This window comes from Streptomyces diastatochromogenes, from assembly GCF_002242805.1.
GTDB classification, from domain to species: Bacteria; Actinomycetota; Actinomycetes; order Streptomycetales; family Streptomycetaceae; genus Streptomyces; species Streptomyces diastatochromogenes.
The window spans coordinates 160543-185025 of sequence record NZ_MCGQ01000012.1 but is presented as its reverse complement, the minus strand read 5'-3'; the positions used below and the strand labels follow the sequence as shown (position 1 = coordinate 185025).

The window sequence follows — 24483 nt, the reverse complement described above, 5'->3', positions numbered from 1 at the left end:
ATGAACAACCGGATATCGGGAGCCCTGCGCTCCCCCGTCACCTTCTCCGTGCTCGCGGGCGTCGTCATCGGCGCGCTGTTCCTGCTCGGCACGGGCGCCGACCCGGTCACGGCGTACCAGGCCGTACTGACCGGCGCGCTCGGCGCCGACGGCATCGGCTCCACGCTGAGCACCGGCACCAGCGTGCTCGGCATGGCCCTCGCCCTGGCGATCCCGCTGCGCGCCGGGCTGATCAACCTGGGCGGCGACGGGCAGCTGGTCCTCGGCGGGATCACCGCGGCCGTGACCGGACTGTACGTCCCGCTGCCCGCCCCGCTCGCCGTCACCCTGGCACTGCTCGCCGGGATGGCGGCCGGTGCCGCCTACGCCGCGCTGGCCGCCCTGTGCGAGAACCACCTCGGGGTCCCGCTGCTGGTCAGCAGCCTGCTGCTGAGCTACCCGGCGGTCTCCCTCGCCTCCTACCTGGCCCGCTACCCGCTCAAGGAGCCCGGCTCCAGCCTCCCCCAGACCCGCGCGCTGCCCGAGGGCGTGGCGCTGCCCGCCTTCGGTGACTCGACGGTCACGGTCGGGCTGGTCCTGGTGCTGCTCGCGGCGGCCGGCTACTGGTTCACCGACCGGCGCACCGCGTTCGGCTACGAGATCCGGATGACCGGGCTCAACCCGCGCTTCTCCGCCTACGCGGGCGTCGAACGCCGGGGCCTGACGCTGAAGTTGATGGCGGTCTCGGGTGCGCTGTCCGGACTGGTCGGCGCCATCGGGGTGTTGAGCTTCCCGTACCGCTTCGTCGACGGCTCGCTGACCGCGCCCGGCTACACCTGGACGGGTCTGACGGCCGCGCTGCTGGCCGCCGCCGCTCCGCTGGGCACGGTGATCGCCTCGCTGTTCTTCGCCGTGCTCCAGGTCGGCGGGCTCGCGATGGAGCGGACCACCGAGGTGCCGCGCGAGCTGACCCAGGTGCTGCAGGCGATCGTGATCGTGTTCCTGGCGGCCCGGCTGCGCTTCCCGAGCCGGTTGTGGCGCAGGAGAAAGGAGGCGGTCTGATGTTCCTCGACTCCGACCTGCTGATGTCGGCGCTGCGCGCGCTGACCCCGATCCTGCTGGCCGCGCTGGGCGGTGCCCTGTGCGAGCGGGCGGGCGTGTTCAACATCGGGCTCGAGGGCATGATGCTGCTCGGCTGCTTCACCTCGGTGGCCACCAGCTGGTTCACCGGCAGCCCCTGGCTCGGTGTGCTCGCCGCGGCCCTCGCCGCGGCCGCGTACTCGCTGATCCTCGCGGTGGGCGCCGTGACCCTGCGCGGCGACGCGGTCGTGCTGGGCATCGCCATGAACCTGCTGGCCGTCGGCCTGACCAGCTTCCTGCTGCGGACGGTGTTCGGGGTGCAGGGCACCTTCGACGACCCGACGCTGGCCGGGCTGCCGCTGGTCGGCGGCTTCACCCCGCTCGCCTATCTGGCATGGGCGGCGGTCGCGGTGGCGGCGCTGCTGCTGTCGCGGCACGTGTGGGGGCTCAGGCTGCGCGGGGTCGGCGAGGCCCCGGACGCGGCGGCCACCCTCGGGGTGAGCCCGGCCAAGTACAAATACGGTGCCGTCCTGGTCTCCGGGGTGCTGTGCGGACTCGCCGGGGCCCAACTCGCCCTGGGGAACGTCACCTTGTTCTCCGAGAACATGACGGCCGGCCGGGGCTGGATCGCCGTCGTCGCGGTCATGCTGGGCCGTGCCGCCCCGCTCGGGGTGCTGCTCGCCGCGCTGCTGTTCGGGCTCGCCGAGGCCGCCGGCTTCCGCCTCCAGGGCGTGGGCCTGCCGCAGCAGGCGACCGACGCGGCGCCGTACGTCGTCACGCTCGCCGCCCTGTTCCTCTCGACGGCCCGCCGCCGTCGCCGCCGTACCCCTACCTCCGGAGTCGCCGCATGACGCAGGATCCGCTGCCCGTCACCCGCATACCGCGCACGGGGCTGCCGGCGCACGCGCTCGTGGTCGGGGACCCGGCCCGGGCGGCGGCCGTGGCCGCGCTGCTGGACGGCGCCGAGGAGGTGTCGTACCACCGCGAGTACCGGGTGTTCAGCGGCAGCTGGAAGGGCCTGCCGGTGGTCGTCGCCTCGCACGGGGTGGGGGCGCCGGGCGCGATCCTGCTGTTCCAGGAGCTGGCCGAGGCCGGCGTGCGGGCCTTCCTGCGGTTCGGTACGGCGGGTGCGATGAGGCCGGGGATCGCCGACGGCGACCTCGTCATCGCCGAGGCGGCCGTACGGGACGACGGGGTCACGCACCAGCTGCTGCCGCCGGAGTATCCGGCGTACGCGTCGCCCGAGGCGGTGTTCGCGCTCCAGCGGGCCGCGCGGGAGGCGGGTGCCCCGCACCACCGGGGGATCGTGTGGACGCGGGCGGCCTTCCAGCCGGGTCTGATCCCGCTGTTCTCGTACGAGGGTGCCGGGCTCGCCGCCATCGAGATGGAGCTGTCCGCGCTGCTGGTCACGGCCTCGCTGCGCGGGCTCGTCGCGGGCGGGGTGGTCGTCGTGGACGGGGCCAACGCCGACGAACTGGTCGACGCGGAGGCACCTTTCTCGACAGGTGGCTACAACCCCCACCGGGAAGTCGTCGCGGCGGGCGTCGAGCGGGGTGCGGTGGTGTCCCTGGAGGCGCTGCGGCTGCTGGCCGAGGGGACCTGGGCGTGAACATCGACCTGCTGGTCCACGGCGGTGACGTGCTGACCGTGGACGACGCCGGAACCGTCGTACGGGACGGGGCGGTCGCCGTACACGAAGGGGAGATCGTCGCCGTCGGACCCGCCGAGGAGCTGTGTACGCGGTTCACGGCGAACGAGTCCATCGACGCCGCGGGCTGTCTCGTCCTGCCCGGCCTCGTCAACACCCACACCCACCTCGCGATGACCCTGCTGCGCGGCCGCGCCGACGACGTCACGCTCCAGGGCTTCCTGGAGCGGGTGCTCAGGTGGGAGGTCGAACTGCTGTCGCCGGAGAACGTGACGGCGGCCGTACGGCTGGCCGTCGCCGAGAGCGTCCGGGCCGGGGTGACCTCGGCGCTGGACATGTACTGGTTCCACGAGGCGGCCGAGCGGGCGGCCCGGGAGGCGGGCTGGCGGCTGCACACCGGGCCGACCTTCATGGACGTACCGGAACCGGCCGACGGCATCGCGTACGAGGACCGGCTCGCCTGGGCGCGCCGGGACCTTCAGGCGCGCGGAGCGGCCCGGCCCGGACACCGTCCGGTGCTCTTCGCACACTCCGCCTACACCCTCTCCCCCGGCCAGCTCACCGAAGCCTTCGCCCTGGCCAGGGAGTTCGGGGCGCTGATCCACATCCACGCCGCGGAGAACGCCACCGAGGTCGCCACCGTCGAGGTGCGCTGCGGCAAGCGGCCCGTGGAACTCCTCGACTCGCTCGGGCTGCTCGGACCCGATGTGCTGCTCGCGCACGCCGTCGACCTGACGGGACCGGAGATCGCCGCGCTGGCCCGTACCGGTACGGCGGTCGCCCACTGCCCGGTCTCGAACCTGAAGCTGGGCTGCGGGATCGCCCCGGTACCCCGGCTGCTGAGCGCGGGCGTGACCGTGGGTCTGGGCACGGACGGGGCGGTCAGCTCCAACACGCTGGACGTGCTGGGCGCGGTGCGGCAGGCGGCGCTGGTGCACAAGGCGGGCGGCGACCCGACGGCGGTCGGCGCCGAGCAGGCCGTACGGATGGCGACGCTGGAGGGTGCGCGGGCGCTGGGTCTCGGCGAGCAGCTGGGCTCGCTGGAGGCGGGCAAGCGGGCCGACCTGATCGTGCTCGACCTGGACGCGCCGCATCTGCGGCCGGCGCACGACCCCTGGTCGACGCTCGCCTACGCCGCGCACGCGGCGGACGTACGGGACACGGTGGTCGACGGCCGGGTGCTGATGCGGGACCGGCGGCTGACCACGCTGGACGAGCGGGCGGTGCTGGACGCGTTCGCGCTCTCACCCGAACAGCCGCAGGTGGTGCCCGCATAATGTGCTGAGACATCCGATGTCTCGGCACATCGGGCGGGCGACAGGGAGGCCGGTCATGGCAGTCACCGACGAGGCGATCGAGAAGATCAAGGACATGATCGTCTCCGGTGCCCTGCGCCCGGGCGACCGGCTGCCCAAGGAGAGCGAACTCGCCGCCGACCTCGGCCTGTCCCGCAACTCCCTGCGGGAGGCCGTACGGGCCCTGTCGCTGATCCGGATCCTGGACGTGCGGCAGGGCGACGGCACCTATGTCACCAGCCTCGATCCGCAGTTGCTGCTGGAGGCGATGAGCTTCGTCGTGGACTTCCACCGCGACGACACGGTGCTGGAGTTCCTTGCGGTGCGCCGGATCCTGGAGCCGGCCGCGACGGCGATGGCGGCCTCGCGGATCAGCGAGCAGCAACTGGACGCGCTGTCGGCCCAGTTGGACGCGCTCGGCGCCGAGCCCTCGGTGGAGGAGCTGGTCGCCTGCGACCTGGAGTTCCACCGGGGCATCGTGCAGAGCGCGGGCAACTCGGTGCTGTGCTCGCTGCTGGACGGTCTGTCAGGGCCCACCACCCGGGCCCGGATCTGGCGGGGGCTCACCCAGGAGGACGCGGTCAGCCGCACCCTGCGCGAGCACCGGGCGATCCTGGCCGCGCTGCGCGACCGGGATGCGGAGGCGGCCCGTTCCTGGGCGACCGTGCACATCGCGAGCGTGGAGCAGTGGCTGCGGTCCACGCTGTGAGTTCGGCCGGGGGGGCGCCGTAGGGGTACGGGCCGGCTTGTCGGTGCCGGCTCGTTGTGGCTGGTCGCGCAGTTCCCCGCGCCCCTTGGGTTGGCCCACTCGCCCCCGTGAGAGCGCTGGGGTGTTCAAGGGTGGCGAACGGGGCAGTGATCCGTGCATCCCCCGGCCCAGGGGGCTGCGGACGCCCCCGCCGGACGCCGTAAGGTGGGGACGTCAGGCGAGGGCACGTCGGAAGGAGGCACTGGGTGATCGAGCTGGAGGGGGTTCCCGAGCTGATCGACCCAGTCATGGTGGCCGCGTTCGAGGGCTGGAACGATGCCGGCGACGCCGCCTCCACGGCGGTCGCGCATCTGGAACGCGAGTGGAAGGGCGAGGTGTTCGCGGCGCTGGACGCCGAGGACTACTACGACTTCCAGGTGAACCGCCCCACGGTGTTCATGGACGGCGGAGTGCGCAAGATCACGTGGCCGACGACAAGGTTGTCGGTAGTCCGGGTCGGCGGCGAGAAACCGCGCGACCTGGTGCTGGTCCGCGGCATCGAACCGTCCATGCGCTGGCGCTCGTTCTGCAACGAGCTGCTCGGCTTCGCGCACGAGCTGGGCGTGGAGCTGGTGGTCATCCTGGGCGCCCTGCTCGGTGACACCCCGCACACGCGCCCGGTGCCGGTCAGCGGGGTCACGTCCGACCCGGACCTGGCCCAGCGGATGGACCTGGAGGAGACCAAGTACGAGGGCCCGACGGGCATCGTCGGCGTCCTGCAGGAGGCGTGCACGCACGCGGGCGTCCCGGCGGTGTCGCTGTGGGCGGCCGTACCGCACTACGTCTCCCAGCCGCCCAACCCGAAGGCCACGCTGGCGCTGCTGAACCGCCTGGAGGACCTGCTCGACCTGCGCATCCCGCAGGGCGAGCTGCCCGAGGACGCGCGCGCCTGGCAGGTGGGCGTGGACCAGCTGGCGGCCGAGGACAGCGAGGTCGCCGAGTACGTCCAGACGCTGGAGGAGGCCCGGGACACCGCCGAGCTGCCGGAGGCGTCCGGCGAGGCGATCGCCCGGGAGTTCGAGCGGTATCTGCGGCGCCGGGACGTGAGCCCGCCGGGCGGGCACGCCACGGCGGACGGCGGGGACGCCTCGTACCTGCGGGACAGCCCCGGCGGCAAGGCCCGGCCGACCAGGCAGCCGCCGAAGCCGGGACCCTCCGGGGCGGCGGACGGCTCCTCGGAAGATTCTGCCGAGGATCCCGCCGAGGGCTCCGCCGAAGGTCCCGCCGAGGGCTCAGCCGAGGGCGGCGACGAGGACACGTCGGAGGACTGAGCCCGTCGGAGGACCGAGCCGACGGATCGGGACAACGAGTCGAGGCAACGAGAGAGGGGCGGTTCCCTTGCCGGGAACCGCCCCTCTGCCGTACCTGCGGCTACAGGGCCACGCCGAGCAGCGCGTCCACCGCCCGGGTCACGAGACCGGGCGCACCGGTGTCGGTGCCGCCCTCCGCCTCCTGACGGGCCGCCCAGCGGTCCACGGCGGCGAGCGCCGCGGGTGCGTCCAGATCGTTCGCGAGGGCCTCGCGGATCTCCTCCACCAGCGCGTCGGCGGACGGACCGTCGGGCCGGGAGACGGCCGCGCGCCAGCGGCCGAGACGGTCGACGGCGTCCTGGAGCACCTGGTCGGTCCACTCCCAGTCGGAGCGGTAGTGGTGGGCGAGCAGGGACAGCCGGATGGCGGCCGGGTCGACGCCGTCCCGGCGCAGCCGCGAGACGAAGACGAGGTTGCCCTTGGACTTGGACATCTTCTCGCCGTGCAGGGCGACCATGCCGGCGTGCACGTACGCCTTGGCCATGGGGAACTCGCCGGTGAGTACCTGGGCGTGCGAGGCGCCCATCTCGTGGTGCGGGAAGGCCAGGTCGGAGCCGCCGCCCTGGACGTCGAAGCCCATGCCGAGGTGGTCGAGGGCGATGGCGACGCACTCGATGTGCCAGCCGGGGCGGCCGCGGCCGAGCGAACCGCCGTCCCAGCTGGGCTCGCCCTCGCGGGCCGCCATCCACAGCATCGGGTCGACGGGGTTCTTCTTGCCCGGGCGGTCCGGGTCGCCGCCGCGCTCGGCGGACAGCAGCCGCATCGCGGCCGCGTCGAGGTTCGAGACCTGGCCGAAGTGCGGGTCGGACTCGACGGAGAAGTAGATGTCGCCGTCCAGCTCGTAGGCCGCACCCAGGTCGCGCAGCCGCTCCACGAGCGGGACGATGCCGGGTATCGCCTCGACGGCGCCTATGTAGTGCTTCGGGGGGAGCATCCGCAGGGCGGTCATGTCCTCGCGGAAGAGGGCCGTCTCCTTCTCGGCGAGGGCGACCCAGTCGACGCCGTCCCGCTCCGCGCGCTCCAGCAGCGGATCGTCGACGTCGGTGACGTTCTGGACGTAGTGAACCTGCCGCTTGGTGTCGAGCCACACGCGCTGAACGAGGTCGAACGCGTTGTAGGTCGCCGCGTGACCCATGTGGGTCGCGTCGTACGGCGTGATGCCGCAGACGTAGATACGGGCGACGGGACCGGGGTCGAGGGTGACCGGACCGTCGGTCGCGGTGTCGTGGATCCTCAGGTCGCGGCCCTGACCAGGCAGGGCGGGGACCTCGGAAGCGGGCCAGGCATGCATGTACATGAGCCTAACCGCCCACGAGCTGCGGATACGAACGGGATCAAGCCGGATGACCGGTTAGGCGTTCTTGTACATCGGCTGCGGATGTGCTTACACCGGTGGCCAGGGGATCGCCGGCCACTCCCCGCTCGGCTCCGGGTGCCGGCCGGAGGTGAGCAACGCCTCGACACGCGCGCGCGTGGCGTCGATTTCGGCCGTCGTGAGGTGTCCGGCCAGCCGCACGGCCAGCTCCCCGCCGTCGGAAAGGGTCTTCTTCAGCCTTGTGAGCACCTCGACGGCCTCCGGGGTGAGCGGCTCACCGGCCCAGCCCCACAGCAGCGTGCGCAGCTTGTTCTCGACGTTGAAGGCGACCCCGTGATCGATGCCGTAGAGCCGGCCGTCCGCGGTGGGCAGCAGATGGCCGCCCTTGCGGTCGGCGTTGTTGATCACCGCGTCCAGGACGGCCAGGCGGCGCAGCCGCTCGTCGTCGGCGTGCACCAGCAGCGCGGTACGGCCCTCACCGACCTCGGCGAACCCGATCGCCTTCCAGCCGGGTTCGGGCTCCTCGGCGTCGACCAGGGCGAGCAGCTCGGCCTCGGCGTTCACGTCGATCCACAGCTGGCACATGCCCTCGCCGTAGGGGCCGTCGCGCAGCACGGTCGGCGGGACGAGCCCCCAGCCGGTGGCCTCGGAGACCTCGTAGGCGGCCACCTCACGGCCGGCCAGGGTGCCGTCCGGGAAGTCCCACAGCGGGCGCTCGCCGGCGACCGGCTTGTACACGCAGGATGCTTCCTGCCCGTCGTTCGCGACCGTGCAGAACAGCGCCGCGTTGGACGCGTCACGGATGCGGCCGCGTACCTTCAGCTCACCGATGGTGAGCAGTTCGGCAGCGGTCACGCTCCGCGGCGGTATCCGTTCTGGCGCGGACATACGTGTCCTTCCGGGTCGAGCGGGAGGCTGCACAGCGGGCACGGCGGCCGCCCGGCGTTGACGACGTCCAGGGCGCGCTTGGCGAAGGCCCTGGCCTGCGCGCCGGTCAGCCGGACCCGCAGCATCGGGGGCCCGTTCTCCTCGTCCTGGAGCAGCCGCTCCTCGGCCTCGGCGAGGTCCTCCTCGGTGTCGGCGTCCAGCTCCACGAGAGCCTGCGCCTCCACGATCATGCGCTGTTCCTCGCCGTCCCAGGCCAGAGCCATGGTGCCGACCCTGAACTCCTCCTCGATGGGGGTGTCCAGCGGGCCGGTGTCGGCGATCTCCGTGGGGGCCACGGCGGGGACGGCGGCGCTGCCGCCACTGCGCCGTACGACCTCGTCCAGCAGTTCGTCCATGCGTTCGGCGAGCGCGGCGACCTGGGTCTTCTCCAGAGCCACGCTGGTCACCCGGGAGCCTGCGATGGCCTGGAGGAAGAACGTACGGCGTCCGGGCAGCCCGACCGTGCCGGCCACGAAGCGGTCCGGCGGATCGTAGAGGAACACCTGACGGGACACGTCCTGTCTCCATTGGATTCGAGAGTTGGTGCGGTGCGGGCGGTGCGTGAAGGCGACGGTGCGGACCGCTTCACCCTACTGCGCCCGACGATCACGGTGCGCCCGCACCGCCTCCGACCGGTGCGTCTTCCCCCGGGGGTTCCTCGCGCGGGGCAAGGGAGGCGAAATCGCCGGTGTCGCCGAGACGAACGAGAAACGGCCTGAGGCGGGTGTAGCGGATCGCGGTGACGGAGCACGGCTCCACGGAGATCCGCTGGAAGAGGTCGAGATGCAGTCCGAGGGCGTCCGCGACCAGGGACTTGATGATGTCGCCGTGCGAGCACATCAGGTAGACGGCGTCGGCCCCGTGGTCGCGCTCCACGCGCGCGTTCCACTCGCGTACGGCCTCGGCGGCGCGGGTCTGCATGGCCCGCATCGACTCGCCGCCGGGGAAGGCCGCGGCCGAGGGATGCGCCTGGACGACCTCCATCAGCGGCTCGTCCTTCAGCTCGGCGAGCTTGCGCCCGGACCAGTCGCCGTAGTGGCACTCCCCGATCCGTTCGTCGGTGTGGGCGCGTAGCCCGGGCCGGGCTTCCAGCAGCGGTCGTACGGTCTCCTGACAGCGCTCCAGGGGGCTGACGACGACCTCGGAGATCGGCAGGCCGTCGAGGCGGCCGGGCAGCGCGGCGGCCTGCGCGGCCCCCCGCTCGTCCAGGGTGACGCCTGGCGTCCATCCGGCGAGCACGCCCGAGGTGTTGGCGGTGGACCGTCCGTGCCTGACGAGGATCAACGTGGGCATGCGGCCCAGGGTAAGCGCTTCTCGACATGCGGCGGCGGGCGGGCGAAGGGAGAATGCGCTCCGTGATCGTGGACTGCGCCGTGTACCGGGACGGGCACCGTACCGAGGGCCCGGAGGACCTGTCCGACGCGCTGGAGGAGGCACGGGCGGCGGGCGGGTTCGTGTGGATCGGGTTGTACGAGCCGTCGGAGCGGGAGTTCGACCTGGTCACCGAGGAGTTCAGGCTGCATCCGCTGGCGGTCGAGGATGCCCTCAAGGCCCACCAGCGGCCCAAGCTGGACGTGTACGACGACTCGCTGTTCATGGTCCTGAAGCCGGTGATGTACGAGCCCGAGAGCGACGCCGTCACGGCCGGCGAAGTCATGGTCTTCATCGGCGACGGCTTCGTGGTGACCGTCCGGCACGGCGAGGTCCAGCCGCTGGCCGCCGTACGGCACCGGCTGGAGGAGGACCCGGAGATGCTGGCCAAGGGCCCCACCGCGGTGCTGTACGCGATCTCCGACGCCACCGTCGACCACTATCTGGACGTGGCGACGGAGCTGCAGACGGACCTGGAGGAGCTGGAGGCCGAGGTGTTCCAGCCGGAGCGCGGCGGCACTCGCCACACCGCGTCCCGGATCTACAACTTCAAGCGCCAGATCCTGGAGTTCCGCCGGGCCACCGTGCCCCTGACGGTGCCGCTGACCCGGCTGGGCGGTACCGGCGCGCTCGGCGTCGGGGTGCCCTTCGTGCACGAGAAGGCGCGGCCCTTCTTCCGTGACGTGTACGACCACCTCGCGCGCGTGAACGAGTCCGTGGAGGGCCTGGACCGGCTGGTGTCGGACATCCTGTCGGCGCATCTGGCGCAGATGAGCGTGCGGCAGAACGACGACATGCGGAAGATCTCCGCGTGGGCGGCGATGGCCGCGGTTCCCACGATGATCGCGGGGGTCTACGGCATGAACTTCGACCACATGCCCGAGCTGCACTGGCTGTGGTCCTATCCGGCGGTGATCGTGCTGATGGGTGCCCTGGAGGTGCTGCTGTACCGCACGTTCAAGGACCGCGGCTGGCTGTGAGCACGGCTCAGGCGAACTCGCGGGCGGGGGTGGCGGGCCCGCCGAGGGCGTTGCGGTGCTCGGGCATGCGCAGGGTCACCATGCGGTGCCAGCCGGCCAGGCGCTCGTAGGCGTACACGGCGTGGATACCGGCCGCGAGCGCCGACGACCTGGCCCGCGGCCAGTCGAGGATGCGGCCCATGTGGGCCATCACGGCGAGGCTGACGTCCCGGTAGACGCGGATCTCGGCGAGCGCGCACGCGCGCAGGGTGCGCTGGATGAGCCGGCCGTGCCCGGCGGCGGCGAAGCGGAGCAGTTCCTCGTGGGTGTAGGCGAGGTGGTTGTCCTCGTCGCCCGAGATCATCCGTACGGCCCTGCCGACCTCGGGATGGTCGCCGAAGTACCTGCGGAGCATCACCATCTGCTCGGCGGCGCGCTGTTCGGTGACCCGGCTGTGCGAGAGGTAGACGATGACGTCCCGCACGGTGAGCGGCTCGTCCCGCTTGAGCTTCTCGTGGGCGAGACCGATGCCCTCACGCTCCAGGAGCATCGTGTAGTCGGTCTCGGGCGGGACCGGGACCGGGGTGAGGCCGCGCTTCCTCAGCAGGGCGTTGAAGATGCGCCCGTGCTTGTCCTCGTCGGCTCCGTGCCGGGCGATCTTGGGGGCCATCGCCCGTTCGCTCCGCGGTACCAGCGCGGCGATCCGGCCGTTCTCCCAGCCGCCCTGGGACTCCCCGCTGGCGGCGATGGAGCAGAAGAGCCGGAAGGACTCGTCGTCGTCGAGGATCTCCTGGAACAGACTCTTGGCCGAAAGCATGGCAGACACCTCTCTGCACGATTCCGCTCTGCACGATCCGCAGGTTTCTGCAAAGAACGAGTCAATTGCGGACAGAGGGGAGCCGCAACAGCAGTGCGGGCCGACTCGGCCGAAAGGCGGAGCGCCGGGGTCGTAACCGCGCGGCGCCCGGCGCGTTGTTCCCCGTGACGGCCGTGGCGGGGAAGACCCCCGAGCCCCCACCACGGCCGCTGAAAACTCCCGCCGAGAACTCCCCTGTCAGGCGAGCCCGGCGCGCTCCATGGCCTCGGTGCCGGCCCGCAGGGAGGCGATCCGCTCGTCCAGCGTGAAGCCGGCGGGGGCGAGGGTGAGGGTGGTGACCCCGGCGGCGGCGTAGGCCTTCATCCGGTCGGCGATGCGCTCCACCGAGCCGAGCAGCGTGGTCTTGTCGATGAGGTCCTGCGGGATCGCGGCCGCGGCCCCCTCCTTGTCGCCGGACAGGTACTTGTCCTGGATCTCGGCGGCCTCCTTCTCGTACCCCATGCGCTGGGCGAGCTGGTTGTAGAAGTTCTGCTTGCGGCTGCCCATGCCGCCCACGTACAGCGCCGTGTAGGGGCGGAAGGTGTCGGCCAGCCGGGGCACGTCCTTGTCGTCGCCGACGGCGAGCGGCAGCGTCGGGCAGATGTCGAACCCGTCGAGGGTCTCGCCTGCCTTCTCCCGGCCCGCCCGCAGGTACTTGATGGCGGTGTCCTCGAGGTGCTCGGCCGAGGGGAAGATCAGCAGCGCGCCGTCGGCGATCTCACCGGTCTGCTCCAGGTTCTTGGGGCCGATGGCGGCGATGTACAGCGGGATGTGCTCGCGCTCCGGGTGCACGGTCAGCTTGATCGGCTTGCCCGGACCGCCGGGCAGCGGCAGCGTCCAGTGCTCGCCCTCGTACGACAGGCGCTCGCGGGTCATCGCCTTGCGTACGATCTCCACGTACTCGCGCGTGCGCGCCAGCGGCTTGTCGAACTTGACGCCGTACCAGCCCTCGGAGACCTGCGGCCCGGAGACGCCGAGGCCGAGCCGGAAGCGGCCCTTGGACAGCGAGTCCAGCGTCGCCGCGGTCATCGCCGTCATCGCCGGCTGCCGGGCCGGGATCTGGAAGATGGCCGAGCCGACGTCGATGCGCTCGGTCTGCGCGGCGACCCAGCTGAGCACCGTGGCCGCGTCGGAGCCGTACGCCTCGGCGGCCCAGCACACGGAGTAGCCCAGCCGCTCGGCCTCCTGCGCCACGGCCAGATTGTCCGCGTCCATCCCGGCACCCCAGTAGCCGAGGTTGATCCCGAGCTGCATGGCCGATTCCCCTTACCCATGAGTAACGTCCCTTGGCGGAGACCTTAGCGCGGGGGTGGGGCAAAGGGGCAGGGCATGCCGGGGATCGACGCCCGGAAGCCCGGTCCCTCGCCGTGAAGATGCCCGGTCCCTCCCTGTGAATCGGAGTTATCCACAGGCAACCCACGGCACCAGTTCTGGCCAGTAATCTCGCGCACATGGAGCAGAGGCATCTCGGCCGCACAGGCCTGCGCGTGTCCCGGATCGGACTCGGCACCCTCACCTGGGGCCGGGACACCGACGAGCACGACGCCGCGGACATGCTGAAGGCGTTCTGGGAAGCCGGCGGAACCCTCGTCGACACCGCGGACGTGTACGGCGACGGTGAGGCGGAGTATCTGCTCGGGCAGCTCATAGACGGCCTGGTGCCGCGCCGGGACCTGGTGATCTCGACCAAGGCGGGCAGCGTCCCCGACCCCGACCGCCGCTTCGACGGCTCCCGCGGCCATCTGCTCGCCGCCCTGGACGCCTCGCTGGCCCGGCTCGGCACCGACCACGTCGACGTCTGGCACATCCACGCCTTCGACCCCGACACCCCGTTGGAGGAGACGCTCCAGGCCCTCGACCTGGCGGTGAGCAGCGGCCGCGCCCGGTACGCCGGCGTCTCCAACTTCTGCGGCTGGCAGCTCGCCAAGGCGGCCACCTGGCAGCTCGCCGCACCGGGCACCCGCACCCGGCTGGCCAGCACACAGCTGGAGTACTCGCTGCTCCAGCGCGGCGTCGAGCGGGAGGTGCTGCCCGCCGCGCTCGACCTGGGCGTCGGCCTGCTGCCCTCCTCCCCGCTGGGCCGCGGCGTGCTGACCGGCAAGTACCGGCACACCACTCCCCCGGACTCGCGCGCCGCCTCCGAGCACCTGGCGCCGTTCGTCGCGCCGTACCTCGACGACACCGCGACGCGCATCGTGGACGCGGTGCAGACGGCCGCCGACGGGCTCGCGGTCACCCCGCTCCAGGTGGCCCTCGCCTGGGTCCGGGACCGGCCCGGAGTGGCCGCCCCGATCGTCGGCGCGCGCAACGCGCAGCAGCTCACGGCGGCGTTGTCAGTGGAGGCCCTTAGTCTTCCTGACGAGATCTGCCGGGCGCTCGACGATGTGTCGGCACCCCTGCACCGCTATCCCGATCACGACTGGAGCACGCTGTGAGCACGGAGCCGGAGACCACGGAGGACACCGGGCCGGGGACCCCGGAGGGCCTGGAGACCCCGGAGGCCCCGGAGGCCCTGGGGCAGGAGACGGCGCCCGAGGAGAGCGGTGGGGGCCGGGGCGCGGGGGTGGAGAAGAACGCGGAGGTTTCCGGGGACGCAGGGGCAGAGGACGCGGAGGTTTCCGGGGACGCGGGCGACGGGGCGGTGGAGAGCGGCGACGCCGCCGGCGGTGCTGCGGCAGCCGAGGGTGAGGGCGCGTCCCAGCTGTCCGAGGCCGAGGCCGAGCTGGCCGCGCAGCGGGTCGAGCGGGAGCGGATCGAGCGACGCAAGGCCGAGAAGAAGGGGACCGTCGAGAGCGGCGCCAAGCTGAGCGGCAAGGCGGCCGACCTGCTCGCCGCGATCCGCGCGGTGGAGAGCGGCGAGAAGCCGGCCGCCACGGTCTTCGCAGAGCCCGAGCCGGCCCCGCGCCGCCCCGCCCCGGAGCCCGTACGCCGGCCGCAGCCCGCCCCGGCCGCCCTCGCACCCGGCGCCCCCGCCGCCGAGGCCGTCGAGGCCGTCCGCCGTGTGCTGGGCGAAGGCGGCGCACCCGAGGCCCTCGCGCCCCAGGTGGCGGCGGCCCTCGGCGAGGGCGCCGACACCACGCTCCGGGAGGACCCCTGGCAGCTGCTGCGGATCGGCGGCGTACGGCCGGAGCAGGCCGACGGGTTCGCGCGGGCGCTGCTCGGCGCGGCCTGCGCTCCCGACGACGAGCGGCGGGTCCGCGCGGTGACGGTCTGGCTGCTGGAGCAGGCGGCGCTGGCCGGGCACACCGCCCTGGAACTGCCGGCGCTCACCGCGGCCCTGGCCCAGCGGGGCGTGCCCGACCCGGACGCGGCCGTGCAGGACACGATCGCCGAGGGCGAGGCGCTGGTCTTCCAGGACGCCCTGGAGGAGCCGGGCGCCCCGGCCCCGCACGAGGAGGACGGCGAGGAGGGCGAGGCGGAGCGCCCGGTCCGTGTCCTCGTCGGCCTGGAGCGGTACGCGCTCGCCGAGGAGAGCCTCGCCGACGGCCTGGCCCGCCTGGTCAACTCGCTGTCCGAGGAGGCCGCTGAGAGGTGGGAGGCGGCCTCGGCCGGGGCGACCGGCGGTGCCGCCGAGCTGGCCCGCGCGGTCGCCGGGCACGGCCTGGTGCTGCACACCGGCGCCGAGGCGGCCCGCGCCGAACCGGCCGCCCTGCTCGGCGCCGCCCGCGCCGCCGGCCTGCGGGCCTTCGCGGTCTGCCACACCCCCGACGGCCGCCGTCGCCTCGCCGCGCTGGTGGGCGAGGAGCCGGAGGCGGCCGTGGGCACCGTGGCCGGCCTGCTCTCCGGTGCCGAGGGCCCCGGCCGGGACGCGGACGGCGCCCTGGACCTCGATCTGCTGATCGTGCTGGACGCGCCCCAACTCGACGTGGAGAGCGCCGCGATGCTGGTGGAGTCGCTGCCCGACGGCGCCCGGCTGGTGCTGAGCGGCGACCCCGCGGTGCTGTGGTCGGCCGGACCCGGGCGGGTCTTCGCCGACCTGCTCGCGGCCCGCGCCTGCCCGCAGATCGCCTCCCGCACCCCCGACCCCGGCCCGCTCGGCGAGCTGGTCTCCGGCATCGGCGTCGGCGAGCTGCACCAGGTCGAGGCGCCCGGCAAGGAGATCGTCATCGTCCCGGTGCGGGACGCGGGCGAGGCCGTGCACCGGACCGTGCAGCTGGTCGCGGACTCGGTGCCGCGGGCCATCGGTGTGCCGCCGGAGCAGACCGTGGTGATCACCCCGGGCCACGGCGGCGCGGCGGGCTCCCGGGCGCTCAACTCCGCCCTGAAGGAACGCCTCAACCCCGGCCCCGGCCGCTTCGGCGGCTTCGACCCCGGCGACCGGATCGCCTACTCCCCCGCCCCGGGCCGTACCGTGCCGGGCCGAGTGGTGAACGCCGACGCCGACGGGCTGCACCTGGAGTGCGCGGGCGCCCCTGTCGTCGTACCGCGGGAGCGGGTGGAGCAGTGCGTGCGGCACGGCTGGGCGCTGACCGCGCACCAGGCGGTGGGCGGCCGCTGGCCGGCGGTCGTGGTGGTGCTGCCCGGCGACGCCGCGCAGACGCTCAGCAGACCCTGGGTGTACACGGCGTTCAGCCGAGCGGAGCGGCATCTGTCGGTCGTGCACGGCGTGGAGCAGGCCCTGCCGAAGGCGGTGGCGGAGATCCCGGCCAAGGCCCGCACGACGCGGCTGCAGACGCTGCTGCGCACCCAGGTCGCCGCAGCGGGCTGACCCTCTCTTTCGCTCGGTGGGGGCGGTGCCGTACCGGCCTCAGGCCGCACGGCACCCCCGCCTCACCTCACCGCTCGGCGTCCAGCGGCTCCAGGTCCTCGTCCTCGTCCCTGTCCTCGTCCCTGTCGAGTTCGAGGTCGTCCTCCTCGTCGATGTCGTCGGAGACGTCCTCGTCGAAGACCGCGCTGACGTCGAACCGGCACACGACCCGCTCCGGGTCGGCCTGCTCGAACGGTGCCTCCAGCCACTCCCCGGGATCGGCCGGCTCGTCCGCCGCGGTGACCCAGAGCGTGGAGTCGCCCTCCTCCAGGCCGAACTCCTTGTGCCGGGAGGCGATCTCGTCCGGTTCGAACTCGCCGAACAGGACGCCCAGCGCCCCGTGGACCGTACCGGCGCCGTCCTCGCCCGCGCCACCGCCGTTCTCGTACTCCACGGCCTCGACCCGCTGGGCCTGCGCCAGCAGCCGCTGGGGTTCCGCCACGGCGTAGTCGCGGCGGATCAGCACGCTGATCGCGTTCGGTTCCTCGGGGCCCGCGTACGGCGGCAGCGAGTCTTCCGCACCGGGGATCTCGAAGGGCGTGACCTCGTCGTAGCGGTCGTAGAGCAGCTCGTCGTACACCTCGGCGGCCGCGGCCAGCTGGTTGAACGCCTCGTAGACGGCGGGGTCGTCCTCCCCCGACCTGCGTTCGACCGCCGCCAGGTGACGGTCGAGCGCGGTCTTGACCGCCTCGACGGCGGCGCGTACCTCGGCAGCGGTGGGCTGCGCAGCATCAGACATAGTGCAGACGCTATCCGTACCGGGCACCAGCCCGCACAATAGATGCGATGCCGGAATACGAATTTGTCGACGTGTACGTACCGCGCGGGGTGTCCCGCAAGGAGGCGACACGTCTGCTGACCGACCATGCCGAGTACGGACACTGGGAGTTGGACCGACTGAGCCTGCTGCGCGACGGCAGCCGCAGGGTGCGGTTGCGCCGGCGGATCATCCGTCAGGTGCGGGCCACGTGGTGAAGCGGGACGCGTGAACGGAGCGGGCCCCGCCGTCCTGGCAGGGGCCCGCTCCGTTGTCCGGCTGCCGCGCTACGCCGAGGCCCGGGCCTTGCGGTACAGCACCGCGCCCGCGAGCAGTGCGCCCGCGCCCACCGGCAGCGCGAGGCCCAGCGGCACGTCACTGCCGGTGTGGGCGAGCTGCGCGGTGCTCAGGTAGGTGCTGGAGTGTCCGCCCTGCTGCTTGACCTGGGACGAGCCGTGGGAAGTGTGGCTCCCCGTGGTGGGCGGCGTGCCCTGGTGGCCCGGAGTTCCCGGGTGCCCCGGCGTACCAGGGTGACCAGGCGTACCCGGGTGGCCCGGCTGACCGGGCTGGCCCGGGTGGCCAGGCTGTCCCGGGTGACCAGGCTGACCGGGATGCCCCGGCTCGCCCGGGTGCCCCGGCTGTCCGGGCGGGTTGCCGTGCCCGTCGCCCGGCGGCTGGCTGTGGTGACCGCCGCCGTTGGCACAGTCGTTGCCCGTCGTGGCGTTGCCCGCCCCGACGACGTCCACGCTGTTGCCGCACACGTTCACCGGGACGTCGATCGGCACCTGGACGGTGTTGCCGGAGCCGACGCCGGGCGAGCCGCTGCTGTGGCCGCCCGCGTGCGAGCCGCCGGAGCCGCTCGAGTCGCCGTACCCCCCCGCGTCACTGCCACCGTGATTGGCGCATTTGTTGCCCACGGACGGGTTGAGGAGTCCGACGACGTTCACGGTGTTGCCGCAGACGTTCACCGGTGCGTGTACCGGCGCCTGCACCGTGTTGCCGGACAGTACGCCGGGCGAGCCGGTCGCGGAGCCGACCGCGCCCGAGTCGGCCTGGGCGTAGCCGCTCGCGGCGGCGATCACGCCGGTGGCGGCCGCCATCGTCATCAGGCCCTTGCGGGTGCCCTGTCGCATTTCTGTATTCCCCCCTGCCTTCGTTCTCCGTACATTTCCGCGAAAAGGATTTCCGCGGTATAAAGACCGGTCGGCCCCGGAGCGCATGGCGCGCGCTCCGAGGCCGACGGCTCGTAGAAGACGCCCCTCAGAAAGTCGGCGTCAGTCGTTGATGCAGGTGTTGCCGAAGGCGGGGTTCAGGAGCCCGATCACGTTGATCGTGTTGCCGCACACGTTCACCGGGACGTGCACGGGCACCTGGACGACGTTGCCGGAAATGACGCCGGGCGAGTGCACGGCGGCACCCTGGGCACCCGAGTCGGCGACGGCCAGGCCCGCGCCGGCGAGAACCAGACCACCGGTGGCAGCCGCAGCAGCGACGACCTTCTTGATCATTATTCCTCCTTGTAGGCAATGCGATCCCAAGATGCGGGGATCACATCATCAGTAACGAGGAGGGAGTAATGGAGCTACGAGCTTATGGTCGCATTCACTCTTCTCAGTCGATCTCGTACGGGCGCCCGAATACCTGGGCCCAAGACTTCACGACGCGTCGATGAATCGGTCGAGCACCCGCACGCCGAACTTCAGCCCGTCGACGGGCACCCGCTCGTCCACGCCGTGGAACATGCCGGCGAAGTCCAGCTCCGGCGGCAGCTTGAGCGGCACGAAGCCGAAGCCGCGGATGCCGAGGTCGTCGAAGGACTTGGCGTCGGTCCCGGCGGAGAGCGTGAAGGGGATCGCCTTGGCGGTCGGGTCCTCGGCCAGCAGCGAGGACTGCATGGCCTCGACGAGCGCCCCGTCGAAGGTGGTCTCGATCGCCTTGTCGGCGTGCACGTCCTCGCGGCGGATGTTGGGCCCGAGCAGCCGGTCGAGGTCGGCGAGGAACTCCTCCTCGTGGCCCGGCAGGAACCGTCCGTCGATGTGTGCGGTGGCCTCGCCGGGGATGACGTTGACCTTGTAACCGGCGTTCAGCTGGGTGGGGTTGGCGGTGTTGGACAGGGACGCGCCGATCAGCTTCGCGATCCCGCCGAGCTTGGCCAGGGTGGCCTCCATGTCCTCCGGGTCCAGCTCGGTGCCGAGCGCGTCGCCGAGTTCGTCGAGAAAGGCCCGGGTGGTCTTGGTGACCCGCACCGGGAACTTGTGCCGGCCGACCCGGGCGACCGCCTCGGACAGCTCGGTGATCGCGTTGTCCCGGTGGATCATCGACCCGTGCCCGGCAGTGCCGGCCACGGTCAGCTTCATCCAGTGCATGCCCTTCTGGGCTGTCTCGATCAGGTACAGCCGCCGCTGCTCGTTCACCGTGAAGGAGAAGCCGCCCACCTCGCTGATCGCCTCGGTGACGCCGTCGAAGAGGTCCGGGTGGTGGTCGACCAGGTGCCGGGCGCCGTACGTGCCGCCGGCCTCCTCGTCGGCGAGGAAGGCGAGCACGATGTCCCGCGGCGGCCGCCGCCCGCTGCGCAGCCGGTCGCGCACGACCGCGAGGGTCATGGCGTCCATGTCCTTCATGTCGACGGCCCCGCGCCCCCACACGCACCCGTCGGCGACCTCGCCGGAGAAGGGGTGGTGGGTCCAGTCGTCGGCGTTGGCCGGTACGACGTCCAGGTGGCCGTGGATGAGCAGCGCGGGCCGGGACGGGTCCTCGCCCTCGATCCGGGCCACGGTGGAGGCGCGTCCCGGGTGCGACTCGAAGATCTTCGGCTCCAGCCCGACCTCGGCGAGCTTCTCCGCGACGTATTCGGCGGCCTTGCGCTCGCCGGGGCCCGAGTGGTCGCCGTAGTTGCTGGTGTCGAACCGGATCAGCTCGCGGCAGAGGTCCACGACCTCGTCCTCGCCGGTGACGCCCTTGGCCGTGTCCGTCTCGCTCACGCTGCTTCCTCCCGCTGTCTGCTGGTGGTCGTCCTCATCCTCCCTCCGGCCCGGCCCGGGACCCAAGACCGGTCCCGGCCCGTCACACGCCGTTCACGCGGGATCGGAGGGCGGAACGGGGTGTGATCAGCCACCCCCGAAAGCCTGGTAATGTTTCCTTCGTCGCCGCGGGGGAAGCCCCGCACGACAGACACCTTGTCCGGGTGGCGGAATGGCAGACGCGCTAGCTTGAGGTGCTAGTGCCCTTTATCGGGCGTGGGGGTTCAAGTCCCCCCTCGGACACCAGCGAGGGCCCCTGTTCATCAGGGGCCCTCTGCTTTTCCCGCCTTGGCGAGGCTCTGGCTGCGCGAACTGCCCCTGAATGTCCGCTCCTTGGCGGTGTGTGTGGGGCATGTCTCGTCCCGCGCGAAGATCCGCAGGTCAGCAACCTCGGGCCGGTGCTCCGCGCACACCCGTACAGCCCTCCCGAGTGGCCCGACCAAGAGCGGAAGCCTAGCGTCGTACTAAGATTTCCGGTTTGTTACCGAGCTGGAGTCGGACAACCCCAGGCAGACCTGCGGGCCCGCCAGCGCCCCGGAGGCTTCCGGGATCGAGACGCGAGGACCGATGGCAGCCATAGACGAGAGCAGTGCTCTCGGCCTGCTCGACGAAGAGATCCGCACGCAGTTCGGCGACAGGGCACGCTTCTCCGCCGGGCCCGCCGCCTCGCCGCGCACGCTGGTCGACGTCTTCGACGCGTCCGTGCGGTCGTACCCGGAGGAACTCGCGCTGGACGACGGCACCCACCGTCTCACCTACCGTGGGCTGGCCGTGGAGGTGGAACGGCTGCGGCTGCGGCTCGCCGATGCGGGGGTCGGGCTCGGGGACCGGGTCGGGGTGCGGGTTCCCTCGGGGACCAATGAGCTGTACGTCGCGATTCTCGCCGTTCTCGCCGCCGGCGCCGCCTATGTCCCCGTCGACGCCGAGGACCCGGACGAGCGGGCCGAGTTGGTGTTCGGGGAGGCCGAGGTACGGGCCGTCATCGGGGCGGGACACCAGGTCACCGTCAAGGGCACCTCCGAGGCCCCGGCCGCCCGGCCCGGTGTCGAGAACGACGCCTGGATCATCTTCACCTCCGGGTCCACCGGGAAGCCGAAGGGCGTGGCCGTCACGCACCGCAGCGCCGCCGCGTTCGTCGATGCCGAGGCCGCGTTGTTCCTGGCCGAGGAGCCGATCGGGCCCGGGGACCGGGTCATGGCGGGGCTGTCCGTGGCGTTCGACGCGTCCTGCGAGGAGATGTGGCTGGCCTGGCGGTACGGCGCCTGTCTGGTGCCCGTGCCCCGGTCGCAGGTCAGGAGCGGTGCCGATCTGGGGCCGTGGCTGGTCGAGCAGGAGATCACCGTCGTCTCGACCGTGCCGACGCTGGCCGCGCTGTGGGAGCCCGAGACCCTCAACGACGTACGGCTGCTGATCTTCGGCGGCGAGGCCTGCCCGCCCGAGCTGGCGCAGCGGCTGGTCACGGAGGGGCGCGAGGTGTGGAACACCTACGGGCCGACCGAGGCGACCGTCGTGGCCTGTGCGGCGCTGATGACCGGTGAGGGGCCGGTGCGGATCGGGCTGCCGCTGAACGGCTGGGAGCTGGCCGTCGTCGACGAGGGCGGAGAGCCCGTTCCGATGGGCGACAGCGGGCAGTTGGTGATCGGCGGGGTCGGGCTCGCGCGGTATCTCGATCCCGAGAAGGACGCGGAGAAGTACGCGCCGCTGGAGTCGCTGGGCTGGGAGCGGGCGTACCGCAGCGGTGACCTGGTCAAGGCCGAGCCCGAGGGGCTGGTCTTCCTGGGGCGGGCCGACGAGCAGATCAAGCTCGGCGGGCGGCGGATCGAGCTGGGCGAGGTGGATGCCGCGCTGCAGGCGCTGCCCGGTGTGGCGGGGGCCGCGGCCGCCGTGCGGACCGCCCGCAGCGGCAACCAGCTCCTCGTCGGGTACGTCGTCACCCAGGACGGCTGGGACCACGCGGCCGCCGTCGAGAAGCTGCGCGCGGAGCTGCCGGCCGCGCTGGTGCCGCTGCTCGCGCCCGTCGCCGAGCTGCCGACCCGGACGTCCGGGAAGGTCGACCGGAACGCCCTGCCCTGGCCGCTGGAGGGCGTGGAGGCCCCCAAGGCCGACCTGTACGGCACCGAGGCCTGGCTCGCCGAGCAGTGGGCCGAGGTGCTGGGCATCCCGGTGACCAGCGCCTCCGACGACTTCTTCGCGATCGGCGGCGGCAGCCTGGCCGCCGCCCAGCTCACCACCCGGCTGCGCACCCGCTACCCGAGCGCCGCCGTCCTCGACATCTACCAGCAGCCCACGCTGCGCAAGCTGGCCCGGCGTCTGGAGGCCTCGGCGCAGGACGACGGCGCGCAGCGCACGATCGCGCCGGTGCCGGTGCGCGCGCAGGCCGTCCAGCTCCTGGTGCTCGTCCCGCTGGTCACGCTGCTCGGGGTGCGCTGGACGGTGGTCCTGGCCGCCGCCGGGAACCTGCTGCCCGGGTACGCCTGGCTGCCGACCGCCCCCTGGTGGCTGCTCGCGGCCGGTGCGCTGCTGTTCTTCAGCCCGCCCGGCCGGATCGCGCTCGCTGCGGGCGGGGCGCGGCTGCTGCTGCGGGGCCTTACGCCCGGGCGGTACCCGCGGGGCGGGAGCGTGCATCTGCGGCTGTGGACCGCCGAGCGGCTGGCCGAGTTCAGCGGGGCCACCTCGCTGACCGGATCGTGGCTGGAGCGGTACGCGCGGGCGCTGGGCGCCAAGATCGGGCCCGATGTGGACCTGCACTCGCTGCCGCCGGTCACCGGCCTTCTGCGGCTGGGGCGCGGGGCCGCCGTGGAGTCCGAGGTGGACCTGCGCGGGTACTGGCTGGACGGTGACCGGCTGGAGGTCGGTCCGGTGAAGGTCGGCGCGCACGCCGTCGTCGGGACGCGCAGCATGCTGTTTCCGGGCGCGCGCGTCGGCAAGCGGGCCGAGGTGGCGCCGGGGTCGGCGGTCACGGGGCAGGTGCCCACCGGTCAGCGGTGGGCGGGCGCACCCGCGGTCAAGCTCGGCAAGGCCAAGCGCAACTGGCCGAAGGAGCGGCCGCAGCGGGGTACGTACTGGCGGGTCATGTACGGCGTGACCGGCATCGCGCTCAGCGCCCTGCCGCTGCTCGCGGGCGTGGTCGCGCTGCTGGTCGCCCGGGTCTTCGTGACGCCCGGCAGCTCTCCGGCCCAGGCGCTGCGCGGGGCCGCGCTCGGGCTCGTCCCCGCCACGCTCGCCTACGGCCTGGTATACGCGCTGCTGATCCTGGTCGCCGTACGGTTGCTCAGCCTGGGGCTGCGCGAGGGCACGCATCCGACGCACAGCCGGGTCGGCTGGCAGGCGTGGACCGTGACGCAGCTGATGGACCGGTCCCGGGAGACGCTGTTCCCGCTGTACGCGGGCCTGGTCACGCCGGTGTGGCTGCGGCTGCTGGGGATGCGTGTCGGGCGGGGTGCCGAGGTGTCGACCGTGCTCGCGCTGCCGAGCCTGACCACCGTCGGCGACGGGGCCTTCCTGGCGGACGACACGCTGACCGCGCCGTACGAGCTGGGTGGCGGCTGGGTGCGGATCGGACACGCGGAGATCGGGCGGCGGGCCTTCCTCGGGAACTCGGGAATGACCGCGCCGGGGCGGAGCGTGCCGGACGGCGGTCTGGTCGGCGTGCTGTCGGCGACGCCGAAGAAGGCGAAGAAGGGCACCTCGTATCTGGGGCTGCCGCCGGTGAAGCTGCCGCGCAGCGCCGCCGGCGGGGACCAGAGCCGGACGTACGAGCCGCCCGCCCGGCTGCTGTGGGCGCGCGGTCTGGTGGAGCTGTGCCGGATCGTGCCGGTCTTCTGCTCGGCGGCGCTGGCCGTGCTGACGGTGGCGGCGCTGTGTGCGCTGGGGCCGTGGGTGCCGCTGCTGTCGGGGCTGGTGCTGCTCGCGGCCGGGGCCGCGGCCGCGCTCGCGTCGGTCGTGGCGAAGTGGCTGCTGGTGGGGCGGCACCGCGCCGGGGAGCATCCGCTGTGGAGTTCCTTCGTGTGGCGCAACGAGCTGGCGGACACGTTCGTCGAGGTGCTGGCGGTGCCGTGGCTGGCCGGGGCCGTGCCGGGGACGCCGGTGATGACGGCGTGGCTGCGCGGGCTCGGCGCCCGCATCGGCAAGGGCGTGTGGGTGGAGAGCTACTGGCTGCCGGAGGCCGACCTGGTGACGCTGGCGGACGGGTCCACCGTGAACCGCGGCTGCGTCCTGCAGACTCACCTCTTCCACGACCGGATCTTGCGGACGGATACTGTGGTCCTCCGTGAGGGCGCCACGCTGGGCCCTGGCGGGATCGTGCTGCCCGGCAGCACGATCGGGGCCCGTACGACCCTGGGTCCCGCGTCGCTCGTCATGGCCGCGGAGTCCGTCCCGGACGACACCCGCTGGCTGGGTAACCCGATCGAGGCGTGGCGTCCGTGAGCGCAGCCTTTTCGGGGCCGGTGGGCGGTCGACCGGCACGGAG

21 protein-coding genes and 1 tRNA gene are annotated in these 24483 nt (G+C 72.7%); 12 read left to right on the top strand and 10 right to left on the bottom strand.

Annotated elements, in window-relative coordinates:
- The 6 genes from BEK98_RS13875 (at position 1) to BEK98_RS13850 (ending at position 6021) form a co-directional block, all read left to right on the top strand.
- On the top strand, positions 1-1041 hold the full coding sequence (locus BEK98_RS13875) for an ABC transporter permease (RefSeq protein ID WP_094216799.1): 1041 nt from the start codon (positions 1-3) through the stop codon (positions 1039-1041).
- Positions 1041-1910: an ABC transporter permease gene (locus BEK98_RS13870; RefSeq protein WP_094216798.1), complete on the top strand. Its 870-nt coding sequence runs from the start codon at positions 1041-1043 to the stop codon at positions 1908-1910. Before BEK98_RS13875 ends, BEK98_RS13870 begins: the two co-directional genes overlap by 1 nt.
- Positions 1907-2668: a phosphorylase family protein gene (locus BEK98_RS13865; protein WP_094216797.1), complete on the top strand. Its 762-nt coding sequence runs from the start codon at positions 1907-1909 to the stop codon at positions 2666-2668. The genes BEK98_RS13870 and BEK98_RS13865 overlap by 4 nt, the downstream gene beginning before the upstream one ends.
- Positions 2665-3984, top strand: a complete 1320-nt coding sequence (locus BEK98_RS13860; protein ID WP_094216796.1) for an amidohydrolase — start codon at positions 2665-2667, stop codon at positions 3982-3984. The genes BEK98_RS13865 and BEK98_RS13860 overlap by 4 nt, the downstream gene beginning before the upstream one ends.
- A gap of 55 nt (positions 3985-4039) precedes the next feature.
- The gene (locus BEK98_RS13855) at positions 4040-4711 is read left to right on the top strand and encodes a FadR/GntR family transcriptional regulator (RefSeq protein WP_094216795.1); all 672 of its coding nucleotides are present in this window, start codon (positions 4040-4042) and stop codon (positions 4709-4711) included.
- Positions 4712-4956: 245 nt separating this feature from the next.
- Positions 4957-6021 (top strand): PAC2 family protein, encoded by a 1065-nt coding sequence (locus BEK98_RS13850; RefSeq protein WP_094216794.1) that lies wholly within the window; start codon positions 4957-4959, stop codon positions 6019-6021.
- Positions 6022-6121: 100 nt separating this feature from the next.
- On the opposite strand, the gene mshC is transcribed toward BEK98_RS13850, so the two are convergent.
- The 4 genes from mshC to BEK98_RS13830 all read right to left on the bottom strand — a co-directional run bounded on the left by mshC (position 6122) and on the right by BEK98_RS13830 (position 9595).
- Complete coding sequence (gene mshC, locus BEK98_RS13845) at positions 6122-7351, bottom strand: cysteine--1-D-myo-inosityl 2-amino-2-deoxy-alpha-D-glucopyranoside ligase (RefSeq protein ID WP_094216945.1); 1230 nt, start codon at positions 7349-7351, stop codon at positions 6122-6124.
- A gap of 93 nt (positions 7352-7444) precedes the next feature.
- On the bottom strand, positions 7445-8263 hold the full coding sequence (locus BEK98_RS13840; protein ID WP_094216793.1) for an SCO1664 family protein: 819 nt from the start codon (positions 8261-8263) through the stop codon (positions 7445-7447).
- Positions 8227-8817: a DUF3090 domain-containing protein gene (locus BEK98_RS13835; RefSeq protein ID WP_094216792.1), complete on the bottom strand. Its 591-nt coding sequence runs from the start codon at positions 8815-8817 to the stop codon at positions 8227-8229. The genes BEK98_RS13840 and BEK98_RS13835 overlap by 37 nt, the downstream gene beginning before the upstream one ends.
- Positions 8818-8908: 91 nt before the next feature.
- Entirely contained in the window at positions 8909-9595 is a 687-nt protein-coding gene (locus BEK98_RS13830; protein ID WP_094216791.1) for a histidine phosphatase family protein, read from the bottom strand.
- 62 nt (positions 9596-9657) lie between these two features.
- Here BEK98_RS13830 and corA point away from each other — a divergent pair, with 62 nt between their 5' ends.
- Positions 9658-10653 (top strand): magnesium/cobalt transporter CorA, encoded by a 996-nt coding sequence (gene corA / locus BEK98_RS13825; RefSeq protein ID WP_167444156.1) that lies wholly within the window; start codon positions 9658-9660, stop codon positions 10651-10653.
- 7 nt (positions 10654-10660) lie between these two features.
- Here corA and BEK98_RS13820 read toward each other — a convergent pair whose 3' ends face one another.
- Together BEK98_RS13820 and BEK98_RS13815 are read right to left on the bottom strand one after the other, a co-directional pair.
- Positions 10661-11449 carry a hypothetical protein gene (locus BEK98_RS13820; protein WP_094216789.1) on the bottom strand — a complete coding sequence of 263 codons (789 nt, stop codon included), beginning with the start codon at positions 11447-11449 and terminating at the stop codon, positions 10661-10663.
- Between the two features lie 237 nt (positions 11450-11686).
- Positions 11687-12742, bottom strand: a complete 1056-nt coding sequence (locus BEK98_RS13815; protein WP_094216788.1) for an LLM class F420-dependent oxidoreductase — start codon at positions 12740-12742, stop codon at positions 11687-11689.
- A gap of 197 nt (positions 12743-12939) precedes the next feature.
- Here BEK98_RS13815 and BEK98_RS13810 point away from each other — a divergent pair, with 197 nt between their 5' ends.
- Together BEK98_RS13810 and BEK98_RS13805 are read left to right on the top strand one after the other, a co-directional pair.
- Positions 12940-13923: an aldo/keto reductase gene (locus BEK98_RS13810; protein WP_094216787.1), complete on the top strand. Its 984-nt coding sequence runs from the start codon at positions 12940-12942 to the stop codon at positions 13921-13923.
- Positions 13920-16196, top strand: a complete 2277-nt coding sequence (locus BEK98_RS13805) for a helix-hairpin-helix domain-containing protein (protein ID WP_107428271.1) — start codon at positions 13920-13922, stop codon at positions 16194-16196. Before BEK98_RS13810 ends, BEK98_RS13805 begins: the two co-directional genes overlap by 4 nt.
- Positions 16197-16263: 67 nt before the next feature.
- On the opposite strand, the gene BEK98_RS13800 is transcribed toward BEK98_RS13805, so the two are convergent.
- Complete coding sequence (locus tag BEK98_RS13800; RefSeq protein WP_094216786.1) at positions 16264-16974, bottom strand: hypothetical protein; 711 nt, start codon at positions 16972-16974, stop codon at positions 16264-16266.
- A 47-nt stretch (positions 16975-17021) separates the two neighbouring features.
- On the opposite strand from BEK98_RS13800, the gene BEK98_RS13795 reads away from it, so the two are divergent.
- A complete protein-coding gene (locus BEK98_RS13795; protein ID WP_014671721.1) occupies positions 17022-17210 on the top strand; it encodes a DUF5703 family protein in 189 nt (62 codons plus the stop codon).
- A gap of 69 nt (positions 17211-17279) precedes the next feature.
- On the opposite strand, the gene BEK98_RS13790 is transcribed toward BEK98_RS13795, so the two are convergent.
- The 3 genes from BEK98_RS13790 to BEK98_RS13780 all read right to left on the bottom strand — a co-directional run bounded on the left by BEK98_RS13790 (position 17280) and on the right by BEK98_RS13780 (position 19973).
- The gene (locus BEK98_RS13790; RefSeq protein WP_094216785.1) at positions 17280-18125 is read right to left on the bottom strand and encodes a chaplin family protein; all 846 of its coding nucleotides are present in this window, start codon (positions 18123-18125) and stop codon (positions 17280-17282) included.
- Between the two features lie 141 nt (positions 18126-18266).
- Entirely contained in the window at positions 18267-18500 is a 234-nt protein-coding gene (gene chpH, locus BEK98_RS13785; RefSeq protein WP_094216784.1) for a chaplin ChpH, read from the bottom strand.
- 147 nt (positions 18501-18647) lie between these two features.
- The gene (locus tag BEK98_RS13780) at positions 18648-19973 is read right to left on the bottom strand and encodes a M20/M25/M40 family metallo-hydrolase (RefSeq protein ID WP_094216783.1); all 1326 of its coding nucleotides are present in this window, start codon (positions 19971-19973) and stop codon (positions 18648-18650) included.
- A 197-nt stretch (positions 19974-20170) separates the two neighbouring features.
- Here BEK98_RS13780 and BEK98_RS13775 point away from each other — a divergent pair.
- Both BEK98_RS13775 and BEK98_RS13770 read left to right on the top strand, forming a co-directional pair.
- A tRNA-Leu gene (locus BEK98_RS13775) sits at positions 20171-20258 on the top strand.
- Positions 20259-20579: 321 nt separating this feature from the next.
- Complete coding sequence (locus tag BEK98_RS13770; protein ID WP_094216782.1) at positions 20580-24440, top strand: Pls/PosA family non-ribosomal peptide synthetase; 3861 nt, start codon at positions 20580-20582, stop codon at positions 24438-24440.
- Positions 24441-24483: the final 43 nt, after the last annotated feature.